This window comes from Sphingobium sp. FW305-3-2-15-F-TSA7 (assembly GCF_058787155.1).
Genome location: NZ_JBYSZM010000004.1, coordinates 3,111 through 20,418 on the forward strand (window position 1 = coordinate 3,111; position 17,308 = coordinate 20,418).

A 17,308-nucleotide genomic window follows, 5' to 3' on the forward strand; every position below is an offset into this window, starting at 1 on the left:
CCCCCCCCCCCCCGGCGGCATGGGCCGCGCGGCCATTGTCGAGGATCGCCGCATCGTCGGCGAACAGGAAAAAGGCCGATAGCGGCGCGCCCAGCGCCTGTTCCGCCGCCGCGCGCTGCGCGGGCGTCACGCGGCTCTGGAAATAACGGCCGGCCATGATCGGCAGGTTGAGTTCGTTGATCGTGAAGGCCAACGCCATGCCGTCGAGCGCGCGAGCCGCGCGATCGCAATAATCGCCGAAGCGCGCGGGGAAATCGCGCGCGCCGAAACCGCCGAGCCGCGCCAGCCAGCGCGGCTGGGTGAAATGATGGAAGGTGATCGCCGGCGCGACGCCATGCGCCAGGCATGTTTCGATGCAGCGCCGGTAATGATCGAGCGCCGCGTTGGAGAAAATGCCCGGCTCCGGCTCGATCCGCGCCCATTCGATCGAGAAGCGATAGGTGTCGAGCCCGAGCGACGCGACGATAGCGATATCGTCGGCGAAGCGATGATAATGATCCACCGCGTCGCCCGAAGGTTCGGCGAACAGCGATGGCGACGCATGTTCGAGCGCCCAGCAATCCGAATTGAAATTGCCGCCCTCCACCTGATGCGCCGCGGTTGCGCTGCCCCAGCGGAACCCCGCGGGAAATGCTGCGCTCATTTGCGGAACGCCGGATTGGCGAAGTTGAAGATATAGGCGCGGCGGCGGCGATCGGTCGTGCGATTGCCCGAGGTGAAGTGCGGCGTGCCGTAATTATGGACGGTGGCGCCGCCCGCGCGCAGCGGACAGGCGACAGCACTGGCCAGATCGAGCTGGCTCTCGTCACGGATCGCCAGCAGCCGCTGGCTGTAATCCGCATCGCCCGCCGCGATATGATGTTCGAGCATCGGCGCCTGGTGCGCGCCGGGCACGAAATGCATGCAGCCATTCTCCTCATCGACATCGTCGAGCGCGAGCCAGAATTGCACGACCTGATCGGCCGGAATGGCCGATCCCGCGGGCGCGAAGGGCATTTGCGAATAGGAGAAATCCTGATGCCAGGGCGTCGTCGCCGCCTGCCCCGGCTCCTTGTAGATCAGCATGTCGAAGATCGGCACCGGCGCGTCGACGCCCAACAGGCCCTTTGCGATCTCGCGGGCCGCGTCGAGCGCCGGATTGTCACGGAAGATCGGGTGATAGGCCGATGGCAGCATGATCTGCCGGGTGATTCGCCCAAGCGGATTGTCCGTGGCCGAAACGTCGATCCTGCCCGCCAGCATATCGTCGTAGATTGCGCCGATCGCGGTGACCGTGCCGGCGTCGGTCAGTTGCGGAATGACCAGGAAACCATCCCGCCTGAATCGCTCGATCGCCGCAGATTCCATCATCTTCCTCTCACCGGAGGGGCTTCATGACGAAGGCGACCCTCATATTTGCGCCAAGACTAAATCGAACCCGTTGACATAATCAAGAATTAGATAGAATTTATGCACATTCGACCAATCGATATAGAGTTGGCGAGCATTAGGAGGGATCATGGGACGGTGCAGTGGACGTGCCTTCGGGGCGCTGGCTCTTTCGCTCTCGGTCATCGGCGCCGGCGGCGGTTTCGCGATTCCGGCCTATGCGCAGCAGACCGGCGACGAGGATGCAGCGCGCACCGGCGAGATCATCGTCACCGCGCAGAAACGCGAGGAAGCGCTGCAGGACGTGCCGATCTCGATCGCCGTCGTCGGCGGCGAAACGCTCGACAAGCTTCAGCTCAACGCCGCGACCGACCTGCAATATGTCGTTCCGGGCCTGGTCTCACCCGCCCAGTCCGGCCCGCGCAATTTCGGCTTCTTCATCCGCGGCATCGGCACCAACACCTTCTCGTCGGAAACGATCGAGCCGAGCATGGCCTATGTCATCGACGGCGTGGTGATGGGCCAGAGCGGAGCGACCCTGGTCGACCTGCCCGACATCGCCCGCATCGAAGTGCTGCGCGGCCCGCAAAGCACCCTGTTCGGCAAGAATGCCAGCGCCGGGGTGATCAACATCGTCACGCGCCGGCCGTCGGATAAACTCGAATTCCGTGCGGGGATCAGCGCCGCCCGGCCCAATGACGACATCCACGCCTATGGCTATCTGTCGGGGCCGCTCTCCGACACGCTGCGCTTTTCGATCTCCGGCCGGCGCAGCGTTCGCGACGGCTATATCAAGAATCTTCCCGACGGGCGCCGCTTCAACAATCGCGACGAATATGGTTTTCGCGGCAAGCTCGAATGGCAGCCATCGGACAAGCTCCGCGCGACTTTGATCGGCGACTATTGGAAAAGCGACGCCAATTGCTGCATCTGGACGGTGCAGCGTTTCGCGACCCCCGGACCGCCGGCGACCGCGCCATTTTTCTTCGAAGCACCGGCAATCGCCATTCTCGGCATGAATCCGGGGCGCGGCAATCAGTTCCAGACGATCAACGGCGACGTCTTCGCCAATGTCAAAAGCTATGGCACCTCGCTCCAGCTCGATTACGAGATCGGCGGCGGCCACACCCTGACCTCGATCAGCGCATGGCGCGGCTTCGAAACGCTCGACGGGCTCGACTCGGATTCCTCGACCGACAATTTCCTCGACATCAATTTCGGCAAGCACGACCAGGATCAGATCTCGCAGGAACTGCGTCTCGCATCGCCGACCGGAGGCGTCGTCGATTATGTCGCCGGCCTCTATTATTTCCGCCAGACCGTGGATTCATTCACGCGCCAGCTCTTCCCTGGACTGTTCTTCCTCCCTTTCTTCAACCGCGAAGTCTATGTCGACGTCGCGACGCGCAACATGGCGGCATTCGGCCAGGCGAACGTGCATCCGATCGAAGGGCTCACACTGACGTTCGGCGCGCGCTGGCTGACCGAGAAGCAGACAGTGGGCAAAAGCCGCACCGACACGATCACGCTGGCGACCGACAGCGCGCGTGTGCGCGGCAAGCACGATGCGCTGACCTGGCGGCTGGGCGCCGACTATCATTTCACCCCCGACATCATGGCCTTCGCGTCGGTCACGCGCGGCTATAAGGGCGGCGGCTTCGACAGCAATATCGCGGTCCAGGCGCTGCTGCCGGTCGGACCGGAACGGCCGACCAGCTACGAACTCGGCCTGCGCACCGCATTCCCCGATGCCGGCCTGACCCTCAACCTCACCGGCTTCCATGCCGACATCAAGGGTTACCAGACCGCCAGCCGCGACCCGATCGCGCTCACTTTCCCACTCACCAATGGCGACGCCAAGACCAAGGGTTTCGAGGCCGAGCTGAGCTGGCGGCCGATCAAGGACAGGGATTTCTACCTGAGCGGCGGCGTTGCCTATACCGATGCCAAATGGGGCAAGTTCCCGGGGGCGCCCTGCGCTGGCGGACAATCCGCCGCGCAGGGTTGTATCGGCGGCGTCCAGGATCTGACCGGCGCACCATTGCCGTTCGCGCCCAAATGGGCGTTCAACATCGGCGCCGACTATGCCCAGCCGATCGGCGGGGATCTGAAGCTCAGCGGCACGCTCAATTATAATTACCGCTCGAAACAGGTCATCGGCTTTCCCAACGCCGCCGACGCGATCGAGCCCGGCTATGGCCTGTTGAGCAGTGCGATCAGCCTGGGCGACATCAACGATGCCTGGAAGGTCTCGGTCTTCGGCAAGAATCTGACCGACGAGAAATTCCGGACCTTTGCGTTCAACACCACCAACGGCACGCTCAATCAGTATCGCGTCTATGAATCCCGCCGGATCATCGGCGTCGCCTTCGATGTCGCATTCTGAACCGGGCAACACCAACGACGGAAGCACAAGCGCGCCACGGCTGCTGGCGGGCATCAGCTTCCTGACGCCCGCCGAACTGCCCGACTGGTCCACCGGGCCGCGCGGCGACCGTGCCACCGTCTATGCCGCGCTCAAATCGGCGGGCTATGAAGCGATCCAGACGCTCGAGCCCCAGGCGGCGATCGATGCGGGGCTGATCCCGACCGGGTTGATGCGCATCTTCCGCGACGTCGGCCAGATGCGCGAACAGGCGCAGTTCTGGCGCGACGCCGGTTGCGACTGTTCGACGGTGCAACTTGGAGACGGCTTCGAAAGCGACGACGAGATGATGCGCCTGGCGGAGGCGATGCTCGATATCGCCCAGGTGCTCAGCCATCCCATCTATCTGGAAACGCACCGCGCGACGATGACGCAGGATATCAAACGCACGCTCGACCTGGTCGAATGCCTGCCGGAGCTTCGCTTCAACGGCGATTTCGGCCATTGGTATATCGGTCACGAACTGACCTATGGCGACATGGACATGAAGTTCGAACGGATGCGGCCGGTGTTCGAGCGTACGCGCTTCATGCATCTGCGCGTCTCGTCCAACGCGTTCGGCCAATTGACCGCGAGCGACCCTGCCGAAGAACGGCATCTCGACTATTATCGGCGGATGTGGACTGCGAGCTTCGAGGGTTTTCTGCGCGACGCCGGGCCCGGCGACTATTTCGCGGTCCATCCGGAGTTGCTGCCCGCGCGCGCCTTCTATCCCAAGATGCTCCCCGACGGCGACGGTGGTTGGCGCGAGGAAAGCGACCGCTGGACCGAATCCGCCTTTCTGATCGATGTCGCGCGCCAATGTTTTGCCGAGGCTGGGGCAAATGTCGGCGATGCCCGATCGGGCATGCATTGACGCGCTGGCTCGCCCCGCTTGCGCTGCTGTTGTTCATGACCCCTTTGAACGCCCGTTCGATCGACGGCGCGCCGATCACGGCCCGGCTGCCGGCGGGCACGCTGGAAGGGCGATCGCAGGACGGCGTCGACGCCTTTGTCGGCATCCCCTATGCCGCGCAGCCGGTGGGCCCCTTGCGCTGGCGCCCCCCGGCCCCCGCCGAGCATTGGGCAGGCGTGCGCAAGGCGGTCGAGTTCGGCAAGGATTGCCCGCAGGTCCGCTTCGAGGGGGACAAGACGCCCTCGTCGCAGCCGATGGGCGAGGATTGCCTGTCGATCAATCTCTGGCGGCCGAAGGGCGCACGCAAGCTGCCGGTGATGGTCTGGATCCATGGCGGCGCATTCGTCGCGGGATCGAGCACACCCCCCATACTCGACGGCGCCAATCTGGCGCGGCGCGGCGTGATCCTGGTCAGCTTCAACTATCGGCTGGGCCGGTTCGGTTTCTTCGCCCATCCCGCGCTCACCGCCGAAGCAAACGGCAAACCGCACGCCAATTTCACCTTTCTCGACATGATCGCGGCGCTGAAATGGGTGAAGGCCAATATCGGCGCATTTGGCGGCGATCCCGGCAATGTCACGATCTTCGGAGAGTCGGCGGGCGGCGCGGCGGTCGATTTCCTGATGGCCTCGCCGCTCGCCAAAGGGCTGTTCCACAAGGCGATCGTCCAGTCGGGCGCCAATCGCGAACCCTATGCGCGGCTCGCCGTCGATCGACCGACGCGCATATCGGGCGAGAAAGCCGGCACCGCCTTTGCAACGCAGGCCGGTTTCCCCAAGGCCGATATGGCCGCGCTGCGCGCGACCCCCGCCGATGTCGTCCAGGGCGGGCTCGCCATGTGGGATCTCCAGCCGGATCGTTTCAACGGGCCGATCATCGACGGACAAAGCGTGATCGACGATCCGGTCGCGCGCTTCGCGGCGGGCAAGGTACCGCGCATCCCCTTCATCATCGGTTCGACCGGCGCCGAACTGAGCCAGCAGGCATTCGCGCCCGCGCTGATGGGGCTGATCCGGGGCCAGATCGCCCCGGCGGAGCTTGCCGATCTGACCCGCACCTATGGCGATCCCCCCGCCCCCGCGCTGATCGATGATTATTTCTTCGGAGAGGCGGCGCGCGGCTTCGCACGGATCATGCATGCGCATGGCGCGCCCACCTGGCGCTACCTGTTCGATCATGTCGCGGAGGCAGAGCGCACGACGCGCAAAGGCGCCAATCACGCTTCCGAACTTGCCTATCTGTTCGGCACCCTGCCCGCCGATGCCGCCCCCGCCGACCGTGAGACCGCGCGGCTGATCGGCGATTACTGGACCAATTTCGCGAAGACCGGCACGCCCGACGGCTCCGGTCTGCCTGCCTGGCCGCGCGCCGGGCCCGGCGATCCACTGCTGCTGTTCCGTGACGGCAGCGCGTCGGCCACGCACGACCGCGACGCCGCGCGGCTCGACGCCGTCGAACGCATCATGACCGCGCGCCGCGCGAGAGAGGCCAGACCATGACCGCGCATCGCCTGAGCACCGCGAAGAAGATCGGCTTCACCCTCGGCGACTACGCCAGCAATCTCTATTGGCAGAGCGTCTCGATCTTCCTGCTGTTCTTCTACACCGATGCGGTGGGCATTCCTGCCGCGACCGCCGGCCTCATCTACATGATCGCCTCCATCGTCGACGCGCTGCAGGATCCGGTCATGGGCAGCATCGCCGATCGCACGCGCAGCCGCTATGGCCGCTATCGCCCCTATATCCTGTTCGGCTGCGTGCCGCTGGGCCTGTCCTTCATCCTGCTTTACTGGCGTCCGCCCTTCGAGGGCACCGGGCTCGTCATGTGGATGCTCGCCACCCACATCATCTTCCGCACCGCCTATACGGTGGTCACCATCCCCTATACCTCGCTCAATGCGCGGCTGACCGACAGCTCGGACGAACGCTCGACCATCGCGGGTTATCGCATGGTCTTCGGCGTGCTCGCCGCGCTCACCATCGTCTATTTCACCTATCCGATGGTCGGCTGGTTCGGCGGCAGCGGATCGACCCAGGGCTTCACCTGGGCGGCGGCGGTGTTCGCGGTGGTCGCGACCGCGATCTATCCCCTGGTCTATCGCATCACCAGCGAACCGCCCGAAAGCGCCGTCATGGACGTCAAACTCGACCTTGGCGGCTATTGGCGCTCACTCAAGAAGAACCGCGCCTTCTGGATCCTGATCCTCGCCACCGTCTCGGCCTTTGTCTGCTCGGTCGCGCTCGGCAAGTCGGTGCTTTATTATTTCAAATATTATCTCGGCAACGAAGCCGCATCGCGGCCCGCGCTGATCGGCATGTCGGTGGTCGGACTGGTGGCGATCCCGGCCTGGGTGTGGATCACCAAGTTCATCGGCAAGCGCAATGCCTGGTTCGCCGGGATCATCCTCAATCTCGTCATGCTCGCGATCTTCGCCACGCACGAATTCGACACGCCCTGGCCGATGACGATCTGGCTGGTCGCCAGCAGCATGGGATCGCTCGGGCTGGCGCTCACCTTCTGGTCGATGCTGCCCGACACCGTCGAATATGGCGAATGGATGACGGGCGAGCGCACCGAATCCTTCATTTTCGGCCTGTTCCAGTTCTTCCTGAAAGTGGCGCTGGGGGTGGGCGCCGGGCTGTTCGGCTGGCTGCTCGATTCCGTCGGTTATGTCGCCAACGCCCCGCAGACGCCCGAAACGCTGGCGGGCATCAAGGCGATCATGATCTGGCTGCCCGGCGCGGGCATGATCGTGGCCGGGCTCGCGATGCTTTTCTACCCGATCCGCCGCGGCGACCATGAGGCGATCGTCGAAAAGCTCGCCGCGCGTCGTCAGGCCGCATCATCAGATTCAGTCGATGATTAGCATTTGATCAAAAATTGATCGAAAATTGGCTTTTCGAATCTGATTACATATTATAGAAAGGCGTAAAGGAGAGGGCGATGGATGCCGAAACGCGCCTTGCAGCTTGGAATGACCAGGGATTCTTCGTGTTGCGCGGGCTGATCCCGCAAACCGATGTAAAGGCGGTCGAGGACGAAGTGATCGCGCGGATCCGCGCCAACCCGCCCGAGGATCATCCTGGCGAGACGATCTACGCGGCCGGCCCCAATTACGCGATCTTCCCAGAGAAGGCGCCGAGCCCGAGCGCGGTCAATCCCGAGGACCGGATCGCCAAGGTATTCAACTGCCACGCCGAAGGGCTGTCGCGCGCGGTCGCGGAAAGCGATGCGATCGTCGATGTCGTCGAAGGGCTGCTCGGCCCCGACATCGATTGTTTCCAGAGCCAGTTCATCTTCAAGAATCCCGGCGTGATCGGCCAGCCCTGGCACCAGGACAGCTATTATTTCCGCTTCGACCGCCAGCCCCAGATCGGCGTATGGCTGGCGCTGAGCCGCGCCACGCTGGACAATGGCTGCCTGTGGGTGCTGCCCGGATCGCACACCGGGCCGATCCATGACCATGTGCCCGATCGCCGCCCCGCCGCGAACCGCGCCTATACCGAGATCGTCGACCAGGACGACAGCGCGCGCCAGCCCGCGCTGATGGAGCCGGGCGACGTGCTCTTCTTCCACAGCTATCTGATGCACATGTCGACCGACAATGTCGCCGACGAGCGCCGCGCCGCCATGGTCTATCATTATGGCCGCGCCGGCACCCGCCCCGTGAGCGCCGAGGCCGCCGCCAGCCTGGCCCCCGTCAACCGCTGGATCCCCGTCCGCCGCAAATCCGCCGAGGCCGCATGACTTTCCCCGCCCACCGCATCCATCCCCGCAACCGCGATTTCTCGTGGGAGGAGGCGTCCGATGCCGGGCTGCGCCGCCTGAGCCCGGCCGAAAAGGACCAGTTCGACGCCCAGGGCTTTTTCGTGCTGCGCAACGTCTTCACCGCCGCCGAGCTCGACGCGGTGGAAACCGCGATCGACCCGCTGGAACAGGCGCATGAGCAGCAATTGCGCGCCAATGAAGGCCGTAACGCGATCTCGTCGGCGGATGCGATCACCTTCACCGGCCATATCGTCGCCAAATCGGACGTTCTGCGCGATTTCGCGGCGCATCCGGCGATCGCCGATATCTGCCACGATCTGATCGGCGACGATGTCCGGTTGTACTGGGACCAGTCGGTCTACAAGAAATCGGGCCGGCCGCAGGAATTCCCCTGGCATCAGGACAATGGCTATACCTTTGTCGAACCCCAGCAATATCTGACCTTCTGGATCCCGCTGGTCGATGTCGATGTCGAGAATGGCTGCCCCTGGATCGCCCCGGGCATGCACCGGCTCGGCACGCTCGAACATTGGGTGACGCCGATCGGGCTCAAATGCCTGGAGGATGCGCCCGATGCGGTGCCCGCCCCTGCGAACCGCGGCGACGTGATCGTCTTTTCCTCGCTCGCCCCGCATCGCACCGGCCCGAACCTGCGCGCCGGCACCGTGCGCAAGGCCTATATCCTGCAATATGCGCCCGACGGCGCGGAGGCGGTGATGCCCGATGGCAGCCGCGTGCCCCAGACCGAGCCCAGCCGGCAATTCGCGATCCTGAAAGACGGAGAACGGGCATGACCGCAGCCGATCTGGCGCGCTATGCCGAGGCATTCCAGCGCGACGGCTTCGTCCATGTTCCCGGCGTGCTCTCGCCCGAGGAGCTCGCCCGCCACGGCGCGGCGGTCGATGCGGCGGTGGCGGCGCGCAAGGCCGGCGATACCCGCTCGCTCGACGAAAAAAGCCCTTACGAACAATCCTTCCTGCAATGCCAATATGTCTGGGAGGATTTTCCCGATATCCGCCCGCTCACCTTCCATCCGAAGATCGGCGCGCTGACCGCGGCCCTGCTCGGCGCGAAGCGCGTGCGGCTATGGCACGATCAGGCGCTCTACAAGGAAGCCGGCGGACGCGAGACCGAAGCGCATCAGGACCAGCCCTATTGGCCGATCGCGGAGACCGACACCGCGACCGTCTGGATCCCGTTCGACGGCGCGGACGACCGGACCGGCTGCATGGGTTACGTGCCCGGATCGCATCGCGGCGAGGCCGAGTTCATCGACATTTTCGGCACGCCGGGCGATGGCAAGCGGCTGGAGGAGAAATTCGCGGACACCCCGCCTATCTTCATCCCCTGCGCGCCCGGCGACGTCATCTTCCATCACGGCTATACGGTGCACATGGCGAAGGCCAACCGGTCCGACCGCACCCGCCGCGTCTATACCGCCATCTATTTCGCCGACGGATCGCATCGCGGCGGCGAACGCGCGCATCCCTCGGTCGATCGTGACGGCATCGCCAAGGGCGCGGTGATCGACGGCGGCGCCACCCCGATCACCTGGCCATTACCCAACGGAAGACTGCCCGAGCCGGAGCCATGGCCGGAGGCGGGGCTCGAATGGCGCGAGCGCGCCGAGCGGCTCGGCATCATCCCCAAACGCGCATGACCATCGCGCGCATTCGCCAGCATGGCGGCCTGTTCCTCGACGCGGCCGGCGGCCAGATGATGATGCGCGGCGTCAATCTGGGCGGCGACTGCAAAGTGCCCTGGCCTGATGGCGGCACACAGTTTCCGAGCGATTTCTCGGATCATCGGTCGGTCTCGTTCGTCGGCCGGCCCTTTCCGCTCGACGAGGCGGACGAGCATCTCGGCCGCATCGCCGATTGGGGCTTCAACACGCTGCGGCTGCTCACCACCTGGGAAGCGGTCGAACATGCCGGCCCGGGCCTCTACGACGCCGACTATCTCGACTATTTCGCCGAGGTCGCGCGGCTGGCCGGCACGCATGGCCTCCATGTCTTCGTCGATTTCCATCAGGACGTATGGAGCCGCATGTCGGGCGGCGACGGCGCGCCGGGCTGGACCTTCGACGCGGTCGGGCTCGATTTCACGCGCTTCGACGCGGCCGGGGCCGCGCATGTCATGCAAGCGCGCTACGACTATGGCAGCGACGAAGCGCTGCAGGCCGCCTATCCGCAGATGAGTTGGGGATCGAATTACCGCCTGCCCGCCAACGGCATCATGTGGACATTGTTCTGGGGCGGCCGGCTGTTCACGCCCGATTTCATGGTCGAGGGCGAGAACGTCCAGGACTTCCTGCAGAATCGCTATCTGGGCGCGATGGACCAGGTCGCACGCCGATTGCGCGACATGCCCAATGTCATCGGTTTCGACACGCTCAACGAACCGGGCCTGGGCTGGATGGGCGAGGCGCTGAGCTATCGCCACGTTGCCGCCAGCGAAGCCCGTCCCGACCGCCCCCGCGTCGGTCCGGCGCTGGCGCCGCTCGACGCGCTGGCGATGGCGCAGGGATTGGCGGTGACCGTGCCCGTGCTGACGCGTAATGCCGATGGTGCGGCGGTGCCCACCGGCACGCGCATTTTCAATCCGGACGGCGTGACGATCTGGCGCGACGATGCTTCATGCCCGTTCGAACGCGCCGGCGCCTATCGCATCGAACGGGGCGCCGCCGTGCCGCTCGACGAGGATCATTTCCGCATCGCGAACGGACGGACGCTGACGATGCCGCGCGACGGTTTCGCGCCCTTCTTCCACAAGGTCGCCACCACGATCCGTCGCCACCAGCCCGACTGGTCGATCTTCGCGGAGATGGATCCGTTCGCGCATATCTCCGGCCGCAATTTTCCCGCCGACCTGCCCGAACGCACGGTGAATGCCAGCCATTGGTACGATATCGGCACGCTCTATCTGAAACGCTTCGATCCGGAGAACCATCACGATGTGATGACGGGCATTGCCGAGCGTGGGCTGGACGCCATCGGCGCACGCTATCGCGCCCAGCTCGCCGATCTCGCCAGCGAAGCCGATGCCTTTCCCGGCGGTGCGCCCACGCTTATCGGCGAGTTCGGCATTCCCTACGACCTGTCGGAGGGGGAGGCTTATGCCCGCTGGGCCAGGGGCGAGCGCGACGGGATATGGGGTCAGCATGAAGCGGCGCTGTCGCTGATGTACGACGCCATGGACGCGCTGGGGTTGCATTGCACCCAGTGGAACTACACCGCATCCAACCGCAACGACCTGCGCATCGGCGATGGCTGGAATCAGGAGGATCTCTCGATCTTCTCGCGCGACCAGCAGGACGATTCCGCCGGTCCACTATCGGGCGGGCGGGCAGTGGCCGGCTTCAGCCGCCCCTATGCGCGGCGCATCCAGGGGCGGCTGGGCACGATGCGCTTCGATCGCGCGACCCGATCGTTCCGCATCGATTTCACCGCCGACACCGCGATCGGCGGCGCGACCGAGATCCATGTGCCGCACATTCATTACCCGCAGGGCTTCATTGTCCGGTTCGAAGGGGTGCCGGGCGAGTTGGAACAGTCGCCGGAACGACAGAGCGTCACGGTTCGTGCATTGGCCTCCGGCCCGGCCTGGCTGGCGATCGAGCCGGGAACACCCGCATCGTCACCCTGAAACGAGTTCAGGGTGACGATGTGGCCCGTCCTTCGTCAGTTCGCATCCACCGCCGCTGCACGCCGGCGCGGCCGCCGCGTCGCTTCCTGGCGGCGCAGCGTCTCGATGATCGAATTGCGGATCGGCTGGCCGATCGCGAAATAGCGGTCGATCAGCGCCAGCGTCCGATCCTTGTCGCGAGAAACCAGTGCGTCGACGATCTCGCGATGTTCGGCATGGTGATCACGCCCGCGGTCGCTGGCGAGATCGCCGAAGAGGTTCACATAGCGCTCCAGCCGGAAGCCGATATCGCCGAGCAGCTTGAGCATCAGCGGTGAATCGCAGCCGGAAAGAAGTTGCCCGTGGAATTCCCAATAGGCGCGCTGCCATTTCTCGCGCGCCTCGTCGTCGCCGCCCGGCAGCACCACCTGCGCCTTGGACGATCGGTGGAGCTGGACGACCACCCGCTCCTCCCACGCCTCATCGCCCACATCCATCGCGACGCTGATCGCCAGCTTGTAAAGCCGCTGATAGGTAGCGAGCACATCGTCATAATCCGCCAGCGAGACCGGGGCCACGCGATAGCCCTTCAGATGCTCGTGTGCGACCAGGCCGCTTTCGGACATCAGGATGATCGCTTCGCGCACCGGGCTGTGGCCGACGCCGTAGAATTTCACGAGCTGCTCGACCTTCAGGCGCTCCAGCGGCTCGAAGACCCCACGCACGATATCGCGCCGCAACCAATAGGCCGCGGCCTTGGACGTGCTGAGTGACGGATCGACGGGCGATGCGACGCTGGCGTCTTGGAATGTCGATATGGATGGCGTGCTGGTCGTCACTACGTCCTGTTCACCTCGTTTCCTGCCAGATCTCTCTAGGACATCCGGCGCATGTTCGAAAGATCGCTGCCGTCTGCCGCGGCGCAGGTTCAGTGCGCCGGAAAATTGCCGACACGTCGAAGCGCGATATTTTCCGATGTATGTTCCGCGATCTCGTGCGTCTAGGACAAAGGGATGCCGGCGCCGTGTCGGCAGGGTTCGCTGGATGACGGATGGCGGAACGCGCGGAACAGGACATGGTCACGCTCGGGCGGCGATTCCGCCCGGCGCTGATCGCGTTCTTCGTGCGCCGCATCGGCAACCCAGCAGAGGCTGAGGATCTGACCCAGGATGTGCTGCTGCGCCTGATCGAATTGCCGGCGCACGAGATGGAGCGGCCGGACGCCTATATCTTCCGGATCGCATCCAACCTGCTGCGCGATCGCTATCGCCGGCAACAGGTCCGCGACGCGCATCGCATCGATGCCGAGCATCAGGCGCCGCACGCCGACTATGTCGATCCGCTGCGCCTGCTGGAGGGGCGCGAGCGGCTGGGCCATGTCGCGCGCGCCGTCGCCGAACTGTCGCATCGATCGCGCGAGATCCTCCTGCTTTTCCGCCTGGAACGAATGCGCAAACGCGAGATCGCCGACAGCTATGGCATCAGCGTCAGCGCGGTCGACAAGCATCTGATCCGCGCCGTGGCGCATCTCACCAAAAGGCTGGAGGAGGACGAATGAGCGCGCGCGCCGGCCATATATCGGACGCGACGCGCGAGGCCGCGGCCTGGTGGTGCCTGCGCATCGCCGAAGGGCCGCTTGCGCCCGAACAGCAGACGGCCTTCGATCGCTGGCTGCAAGCCGATCCGGCGCACCCCGCGCTGTTCGAACGGACCGTCATCGCCTGGGATGCGATCGAGGATCGCGGATCCTCACCAGAGATGATCGTGATGCGCGGCGATGCGCTGGAAAGCGTGACGCGCGCGAACCGACGGCGCTGGGCCGGTGTCGGCGGGTGGCGGCGCTATGCCGCGCTCGCGGCGTGCCTGATCCTGTTCGTCGGTGCCGGCATCTGGTGGCATCTCTCCCCAGCGACCTACCAGACCGGTGTCGGTGAGCGCCGCGTGGTCGCGCTGGCCGACGGATCGACGCTGTCGCTCGATGCTTCGACACGGGTCGATGTGCGCTATCTCGGCGATCGACGGGAATTATGGCTTCGGTCCGGCCGCGCGAAATTCGTCGTCGCCAAGGATCCGTTGCGCCCCTTCTCGGTCCAGGCCGGCGACCGGATGGTGATCGCCACGGGCACGCAGTTCAGCGTCGAGCAATTGTCGGGCCAGGTCCGCGTCGTCCTCTATGAAGGGCGCGTCGCGGTGATGGATATCAGCGGCCGCGCGGACGAACCCAGACCGCTCCGCATCGGCCGGCGTCAGGACACCGCAGAACAATTGCTGACGCCCGGGCGGGAAATGGTGATCGCCGCCACCCGGCCGCTCGCACGGCTGGATACGATCGATGCGGGCCGCTCGCTCGCCTGGGAAGGCGGACTGATGGAGTTCGACAACGAACCGCTCGGCATCGCCGTGGAACGCGTCAATCGCTATGGCACGGCCAAGCTGCGTGTCGGCAGCGCGGCAGACGCACGCATCCCGATCAGCGGACAGTTCCAGGGCGGCGATATCGACGCCTTCGTCGAGGGCGTCACCGCGGTGTTCCCGGTCAAGGCGGTGCGATCGGCGGAGGGCGACATCCTGCTGGTGTCGGCGGGCCGCTGAGCCCGAATGCGAAAAATGCGCGTCGGGCAGATGAATCTTTCGTGACCACCCGCGTCTTCCTTTCGAGGCGGCCGACAAGCGGCCCGGAAATGGGGGATGATATGGCGATCGATCACAACAGGCGGCTTCGGCGATCGGCCGCACGCACGGCCACGATGAGCGCCGCAGCCGCGCTGTTCGCGCTGCCAATGCCGGCGATGGCGCAGGCCGCGACCTACCGGTTCGAGATCCCGGCCCAGAATCTGGCCGACGCCCTTGCCCGTTTCGGCCGCGCCACCAAGCGTCAGATCGTCTTCGACGGCCGCGAAGCCCGACATGCGCGCAGCAGCGCGTTGAACGGATCGCACTCGGCCGAGGGTGGCCTGCGCCAATTGCTGCAGGGCAGCGGCTTCACCATGCGGATCGGGCGCGCGGGCGTGCTGATCGTGGAAGCGCCGCGAGGGATGCGGCCCGCCGCGGTCGAGACGGGCCCATCGGAATCTGCTGCACGCGCAGCCACCGGACGGACGCCAGCCGACGACGAGAGCGCCGAGATTATCGTGACCGCGCAAAAGCGCGAGGAGCGCCTGATCGACACGCCGCAATCGGTGTCCGTGCTGTCGGGCGACAGCCTGGCAAAAAACGGCAAGACCCAGTTTCGCGACTTTGCCGACACGATCCCCGGTCTCAGCTTTCAAAGCAGCGGTGCCGGCCAAAATCAGGTTTCATTGCGAGGCGTCAACACCAACAGCGATGGCGGCTCCACTGTCGGTGTCTATGTCGACGACGTCCCCTATGGTTCGAGCAGCGCCTATTCCAAGGCCTTTGCGCTCGCCCTGGACGTCGGCCTGTTCGACATCGATCAGGTCGAGATTCTGCGTGGGCCGCAAGGCACGCTCTATGGCGCCAGCACGATGGGCGGGCTGATAAAATACACGACCAAAAAACCCGACACGCATGCCGCAGCCATCGATGTCCAGGCCGGCCTGTCGGCGACGCGACATGGCGACATCAACTATAATGGCGCGGCCGCGATCAATCTGCCGATCGTCACGGACAAGCTCGCCGTTCGTGCCAGCGGATTCTATTCGCGCGACGGCGGCTATATCGACAATCTCCCGCTCGGCGACGAGAACGTCAACAGATCGCGGGTTTATGGCGCGAGGCTGGACGTTCTGGCGACGCCGAGCGATGCGCTCAGCATCCGGCTCACGGGTTTTTTCCAGAATATCTCGCGCGCCGGGATCGGGAACGCCGACTATGATTTCGACCGCAGGCCGGTGACAGGGTCGCTCGACCAGCGACGCTTGGTTCCCGAGCCTTTCGAACAGCGTTTCAGGCTGGTGAGCGGCACGATCGACTATGATCTGGGTCCGGCAAAACTCACCTCGATTTCCAGTTTTCAGGCGGCCCGGACGCATTATGTGCTCGACGGCTCCGGGCGCTTCGCCGGATTGTTGCAATCCTTCGGTTTTCCGATCGGCGCGGTCGGCGTGCCGGTGGACGTGACCACCGACAAATTCACCCAGGAAGTGCGCCTCGCCTCCACCGGATCGAACGATCTGGATTGGCTGGTGGGGGGATTCTATACCCATGAAAAATCGGCCAGCCGGCAGAGATTTTCTCCCTTCGACCTGACCGGCCAGCCTTTTCCGAACATCTTCCTCGATGGGCTGGTGCCGACCGTCTATGAGGAAATCGCTGCGTTCGGCGACCTGACCTATCATTTTACGCCCAAATTCGATGTGTCGGGCGGCATTCGCTATGCCCGCAACAATCAGCGGGCCGAGCAGATCGGTTCGGGCTTCTTCGTCGGCTCGCAGCCGAAACGATCTTCGCATGAGGGCGTTTTCACTTACCTCGCCAATGCCCGCTATCATTTCAGCGATCGGGCAACCGGCTATGTGCGTTACGCGACGGGCTATCGCCCCGGCGGACCAAATCTCATCGCCAACGATCCCACGACCGGTCAGCCCTTCGGCGATCCGACATTCGGGGCGGATCGTCTGAAAAGCTATGAGATCGGCCTCAAGGCGACCACAAGCGACGGAAAATTCGCGATCGACATCGCCGGCTATCACATCCGGTGGAACGGCATGCAGATCAATGCCGCCCGCAACGGGATCGGCGTCATTACCAATGCGGAGAGCGATGCCGACATATACGGCTCGGAACTGACGCTGATCGCGCGTCCGGCGCGAGGCGTGAGCTTCACGGGCGCCTTTGCATATCAGAATGCGAAACTCGCCGAAGACGATGTGGATCTCGGCGGGTCAAAGGGCGACCCATTGCCCAATGTGCCGAAATTCACCGCCAGCGTCGCCGCCGACTATGTCATGCGGGACAGCATGTTGCAGCCATCGGTCGGCGCCACCGTGCGCTTCACATCGAATCGCGTCGCCAGCTTCGACGCCAGCACCAGCCTCACCCAATATCGGCTGCCCGACTATGTCGCGGTCGATCTGCGTGCGGGCTTCAGGCTCGATGCGATCGACGTCCAGCTCTATCTCCGCAACCTGTTCGACGTTCGCGGACAGATGCTCGCGCCCACCTTCTCCTCGCCCTTCGCCGGTCCGAACTATATCGCGATCATCCAGCCGCGCACGATCGGCCTCAGCGCAACCGCACGTTTCTGAAACAAGACCGCGCCGCGGCCG

At 64.7% G+C, this 17,308-nt stretch carries 14 protein-coding genes; 11 read left to right on the top strand and 3 right to left on the bottom strand.

Translation table 11 applies throughout. The features are described 5' to 3' along the window. Together AC3WN8_RS03670 and AC3WN8_RS03675 are read right to left on the bottom strand one after the other, a co-directional pair. Window positions 1-643, bottom strand: a 643-nt coding sequence (locus AC3WN8_RS03670; protein WP_492668029.1) for a family 1 glycosylhydrolase, incomplete at its 3' end; no start/stop codon positions are given. Then, a complete protein-coding gene (locus AC3WN8_RS03675) occupies window positions 640-1,350 on the bottom strand; it encodes a phytanoyl-CoA dioxygenase family protein (RefSeq protein WP_492668030.1) in 711 nt (236 codons plus the stop codon). The genes AC3WN8_RS03675 and AC3WN8_RS03670, both read right to left, overlap by 4 nt. Window positions 1,351-1,498: 148 nt before the next feature. On the opposite strand from AC3WN8_RS03675, the gene AC3WN8_RS03680 reads away from it, so the two are divergent. The 8 genes from AC3WN8_RS03680 to AC3WN8_RS03715 all read left to right on the top strand — a co-directional run bounded on the left by AC3WN8_RS03680 (window position 1,499) and on the right by AC3WN8_RS03715 (window position 12,101). Continuing rightward, on the top strand, window positions 1,499-3,754 hold the full coding sequence (locus tag AC3WN8_RS03680; RefSeq protein ID WP_492668031.1) for a TonB-dependent receptor: 2,256 nt from the start codon (window positions 1,499-1,501) through the stop codon (window positions 3,752-3,754). Continuing rightward, window positions 3,741-4,649: a hypothetical protein gene (locus AC3WN8_RS03685; RefSeq protein WP_492668032.1), complete on the top strand. Its 909-nt coding sequence runs from the start codon at window positions 3,741-3,743 to the stop codon at window positions 4,647-4,649. Before AC3WN8_RS03680 ends, AC3WN8_RS03685 begins: the two co-directional genes overlap by 14 nt. Beyond that, complete coding sequence (locus tag AC3WN8_RS03690; protein ID WP_492668033.1) at window positions 4,646-6,187, top strand: carboxylesterase/lipase family protein; 1,542 nt, start codon at window positions 4,646-4,648, stop codon at window positions 6,185-6,187. The genes AC3WN8_RS03685 and AC3WN8_RS03690 overlap by 4 nt, the downstream gene beginning before the upstream one ends. Next, window positions 6,184-7,554, top strand: a complete 1,371-nt coding sequence (locus tag AC3WN8_RS03695; RefSeq protein ID WP_492668034.1) for an MFS transporter — start codon at window positions 6,184-6,186, stop codon at window positions 7,552-7,554. Before AC3WN8_RS03690 ends, AC3WN8_RS03695 begins: the two co-directional genes overlap by 4 nt. Before the next feature lie 77 nt (window positions 7,555-7,631). After that, window positions 7,632-8,435 (top strand): phytanoyl-CoA dioxygenase family protein, encoded by an 804-nt coding sequence (locus tag AC3WN8_RS03700; protein WP_492668035.1) that lies wholly within the window; start codon window positions 7,632-7,634, stop codon window positions 8,433-8,435. Continuing rightward, entirely contained in the window at window positions 8,432-9,250 is an 819-nt protein-coding gene (locus AC3WN8_RS03705; protein ID WP_492668036.1) for a phytanoyl-CoA dioxygenase family protein, read from the top strand. Before AC3WN8_RS03700 ends, AC3WN8_RS03705 begins: the two co-directional genes overlap by 4 nt. Further along, window positions 9,247-10,116 carry a phytanoyl-CoA dioxygenase family protein gene (locus AC3WN8_RS03710; RefSeq protein ID WP_492668037.1) on the top strand — a complete coding sequence of 290 codons (870 nt, stop codon included), beginning with the start codon at window positions 9,247-9,249 and terminating at the stop codon, window positions 10,114-10,116. Before AC3WN8_RS03705 ends, AC3WN8_RS03710 begins: the two co-directional genes overlap by 4 nt. Further along, the gene (locus AC3WN8_RS03715) at window positions 10,113-12,101 is read left to right on the top strand and encodes a cellulase family glycosylhydrolase (protein WP_492668038.1); all 1,989 of its coding nucleotides are present in this window, start codon (window positions 10,113-10,115) and stop codon (window positions 12,099-12,101) included. Before AC3WN8_RS03710 ends, AC3WN8_RS03715 begins: the two co-directional genes overlap by 4 nt. Window positions 12,102-12,136: 35 nt before the next feature. Here the strand turns inward: AC3WN8_RS03715 and AC3WN8_RS03720 are convergent, their stop codons facing one another. Further along, window positions 12,137-12,919: a GntR family transcriptional regulator gene (locus AC3WN8_RS03720; protein ID WP_492668039.1), complete on the bottom strand. Its 783-nt coding sequence runs from the start codon at window positions 12,917-12,919 to the stop codon at window positions 12,137-12,139. 212 nt (window positions 12,920-13,131) lie between these two features. Here AC3WN8_RS03720 and AC3WN8_RS03725 point away from each other — a divergent pair, with 212 nt between their 5' ends. The 3 genes from AC3WN8_RS03725 to AC3WN8_RS03735 all read left to right on the top strand — a co-directional run bounded on the left by AC3WN8_RS03725 (window position 13,132) and on the right by AC3WN8_RS03735 (window position 17,287). Continuing rightward, window positions 13,132-13,638, top strand: a complete 507-nt coding sequence (locus tag AC3WN8_RS03725) for an RNA polymerase sigma factor (protein ID WP_492668040.1) — start codon at window positions 13,132-13,134, stop codon at window positions 13,636-13,638. After that, complete coding sequence (locus tag AC3WN8_RS03730) at window positions 13,635-14,672, top strand: FecR family protein (RefSeq protein WP_492668041.1); 1,038 nt, start codon at window positions 13,635-13,637, stop codon at window positions 14,670-14,672. The genes AC3WN8_RS03725 and AC3WN8_RS03730 overlap by 4 nt, the downstream gene beginning before the upstream one ends. 101 nt (window positions 14,673-14,773) lie before the next feature. After that, on the top strand, window positions 14,774-17,287 hold the full coding sequence (locus AC3WN8_RS03735) for a TonB-dependent receptor (RefSeq protein ID WP_492668042.1): 2,514 nt from the start codon (window positions 14,774-14,776) through the stop codon (window positions 17,285-17,287). Window positions 17,288-17,308 lie beyond the last annotated feature (21 nt).

What these genes read in the sequence shown, in the direction of transcription:
- AC3WN8_RS03675 (WP_492668030.1), bottom strand. Translation starts at nt 1,350, where the DNA reads ATGATGGAATCTGCGGCGATCGAGCGATTCAGGCGGGATGGTTTCCTG.
- AC3WN8_RS03680 (WP_492668031.1), top strand. Translation starts at nt 1,499, where the DNA reads ATGGGACGGTGCAGTGGACGTGCCTTCGGGGCGCTGGCTCTTTCGCTC.
- AC3WN8_RS03685 (WP_492668032.1), top strand. Translation starts at nt 3,741, where the DNA reads ATGTCGCATTCTGAACCGGGCAACACCAACGACGGAAGCACAAGCGCG.
- AC3WN8_RS03695 (WP_492668034.1), top strand. Translation starts at nt 6,184, where the DNA reads ATGACCGCGCATCGCCTGAGCACCGCGAAGAAGATCGGCTTCACCCTC.
- AC3WN8_RS03700 (WP_492668035.1), top strand. Translation starts at nt 7,632, where the DNA reads ATGGATGCCGAAACGCGCCTTGCAGCTTGGAATGACCAGGGATTCTTC.
- AC3WN8_RS03705 (WP_492668036.1), top strand. Translation starts at nt 8,432, where the DNA reads ATGACTTTCCCCGCCCACCGCATCCATCCCCGCAACCGCGATTTCTCG.
- AC3WN8_RS03710 (WP_492668037.1), top strand. Translation starts at nt 9,247, where the DNA reads ATGACCGCAGCCGATCTGGCGCGCTATGCCGAGGCATTCCAGCGCGAC.
- AC3WN8_RS03715 (WP_492668038.1), top strand. Translation starts at nt 10,113, where the DNA reads ATGACCATCGCGCGCATTCGCCAGCATGGCGGCCTGTTCCTCGACGCG.
- AC3WN8_RS03725 (WP_492668040.1), top strand. Translation starts at nt 13,132, where the DNA reads ATGGCGGAACGCGCGGAACAGGACATGGTCACGCTCGGGCGGCGATTC.
- AC3WN8_RS03730 (WP_492668041.1), top strand. Translation starts at nt 13,635, where the DNA reads ATGAGCGCGCGCGCCGGCCATATATCGGACGCGACGCGCGAGGCCGCG.
- AC3WN8_RS03735 (WP_492668042.1), top strand. Translation starts at nt 14,774, where the DNA reads ATGGCGATCGATCACAACAGGCGGCTTCGGCGATCGGCCGCACGCACG.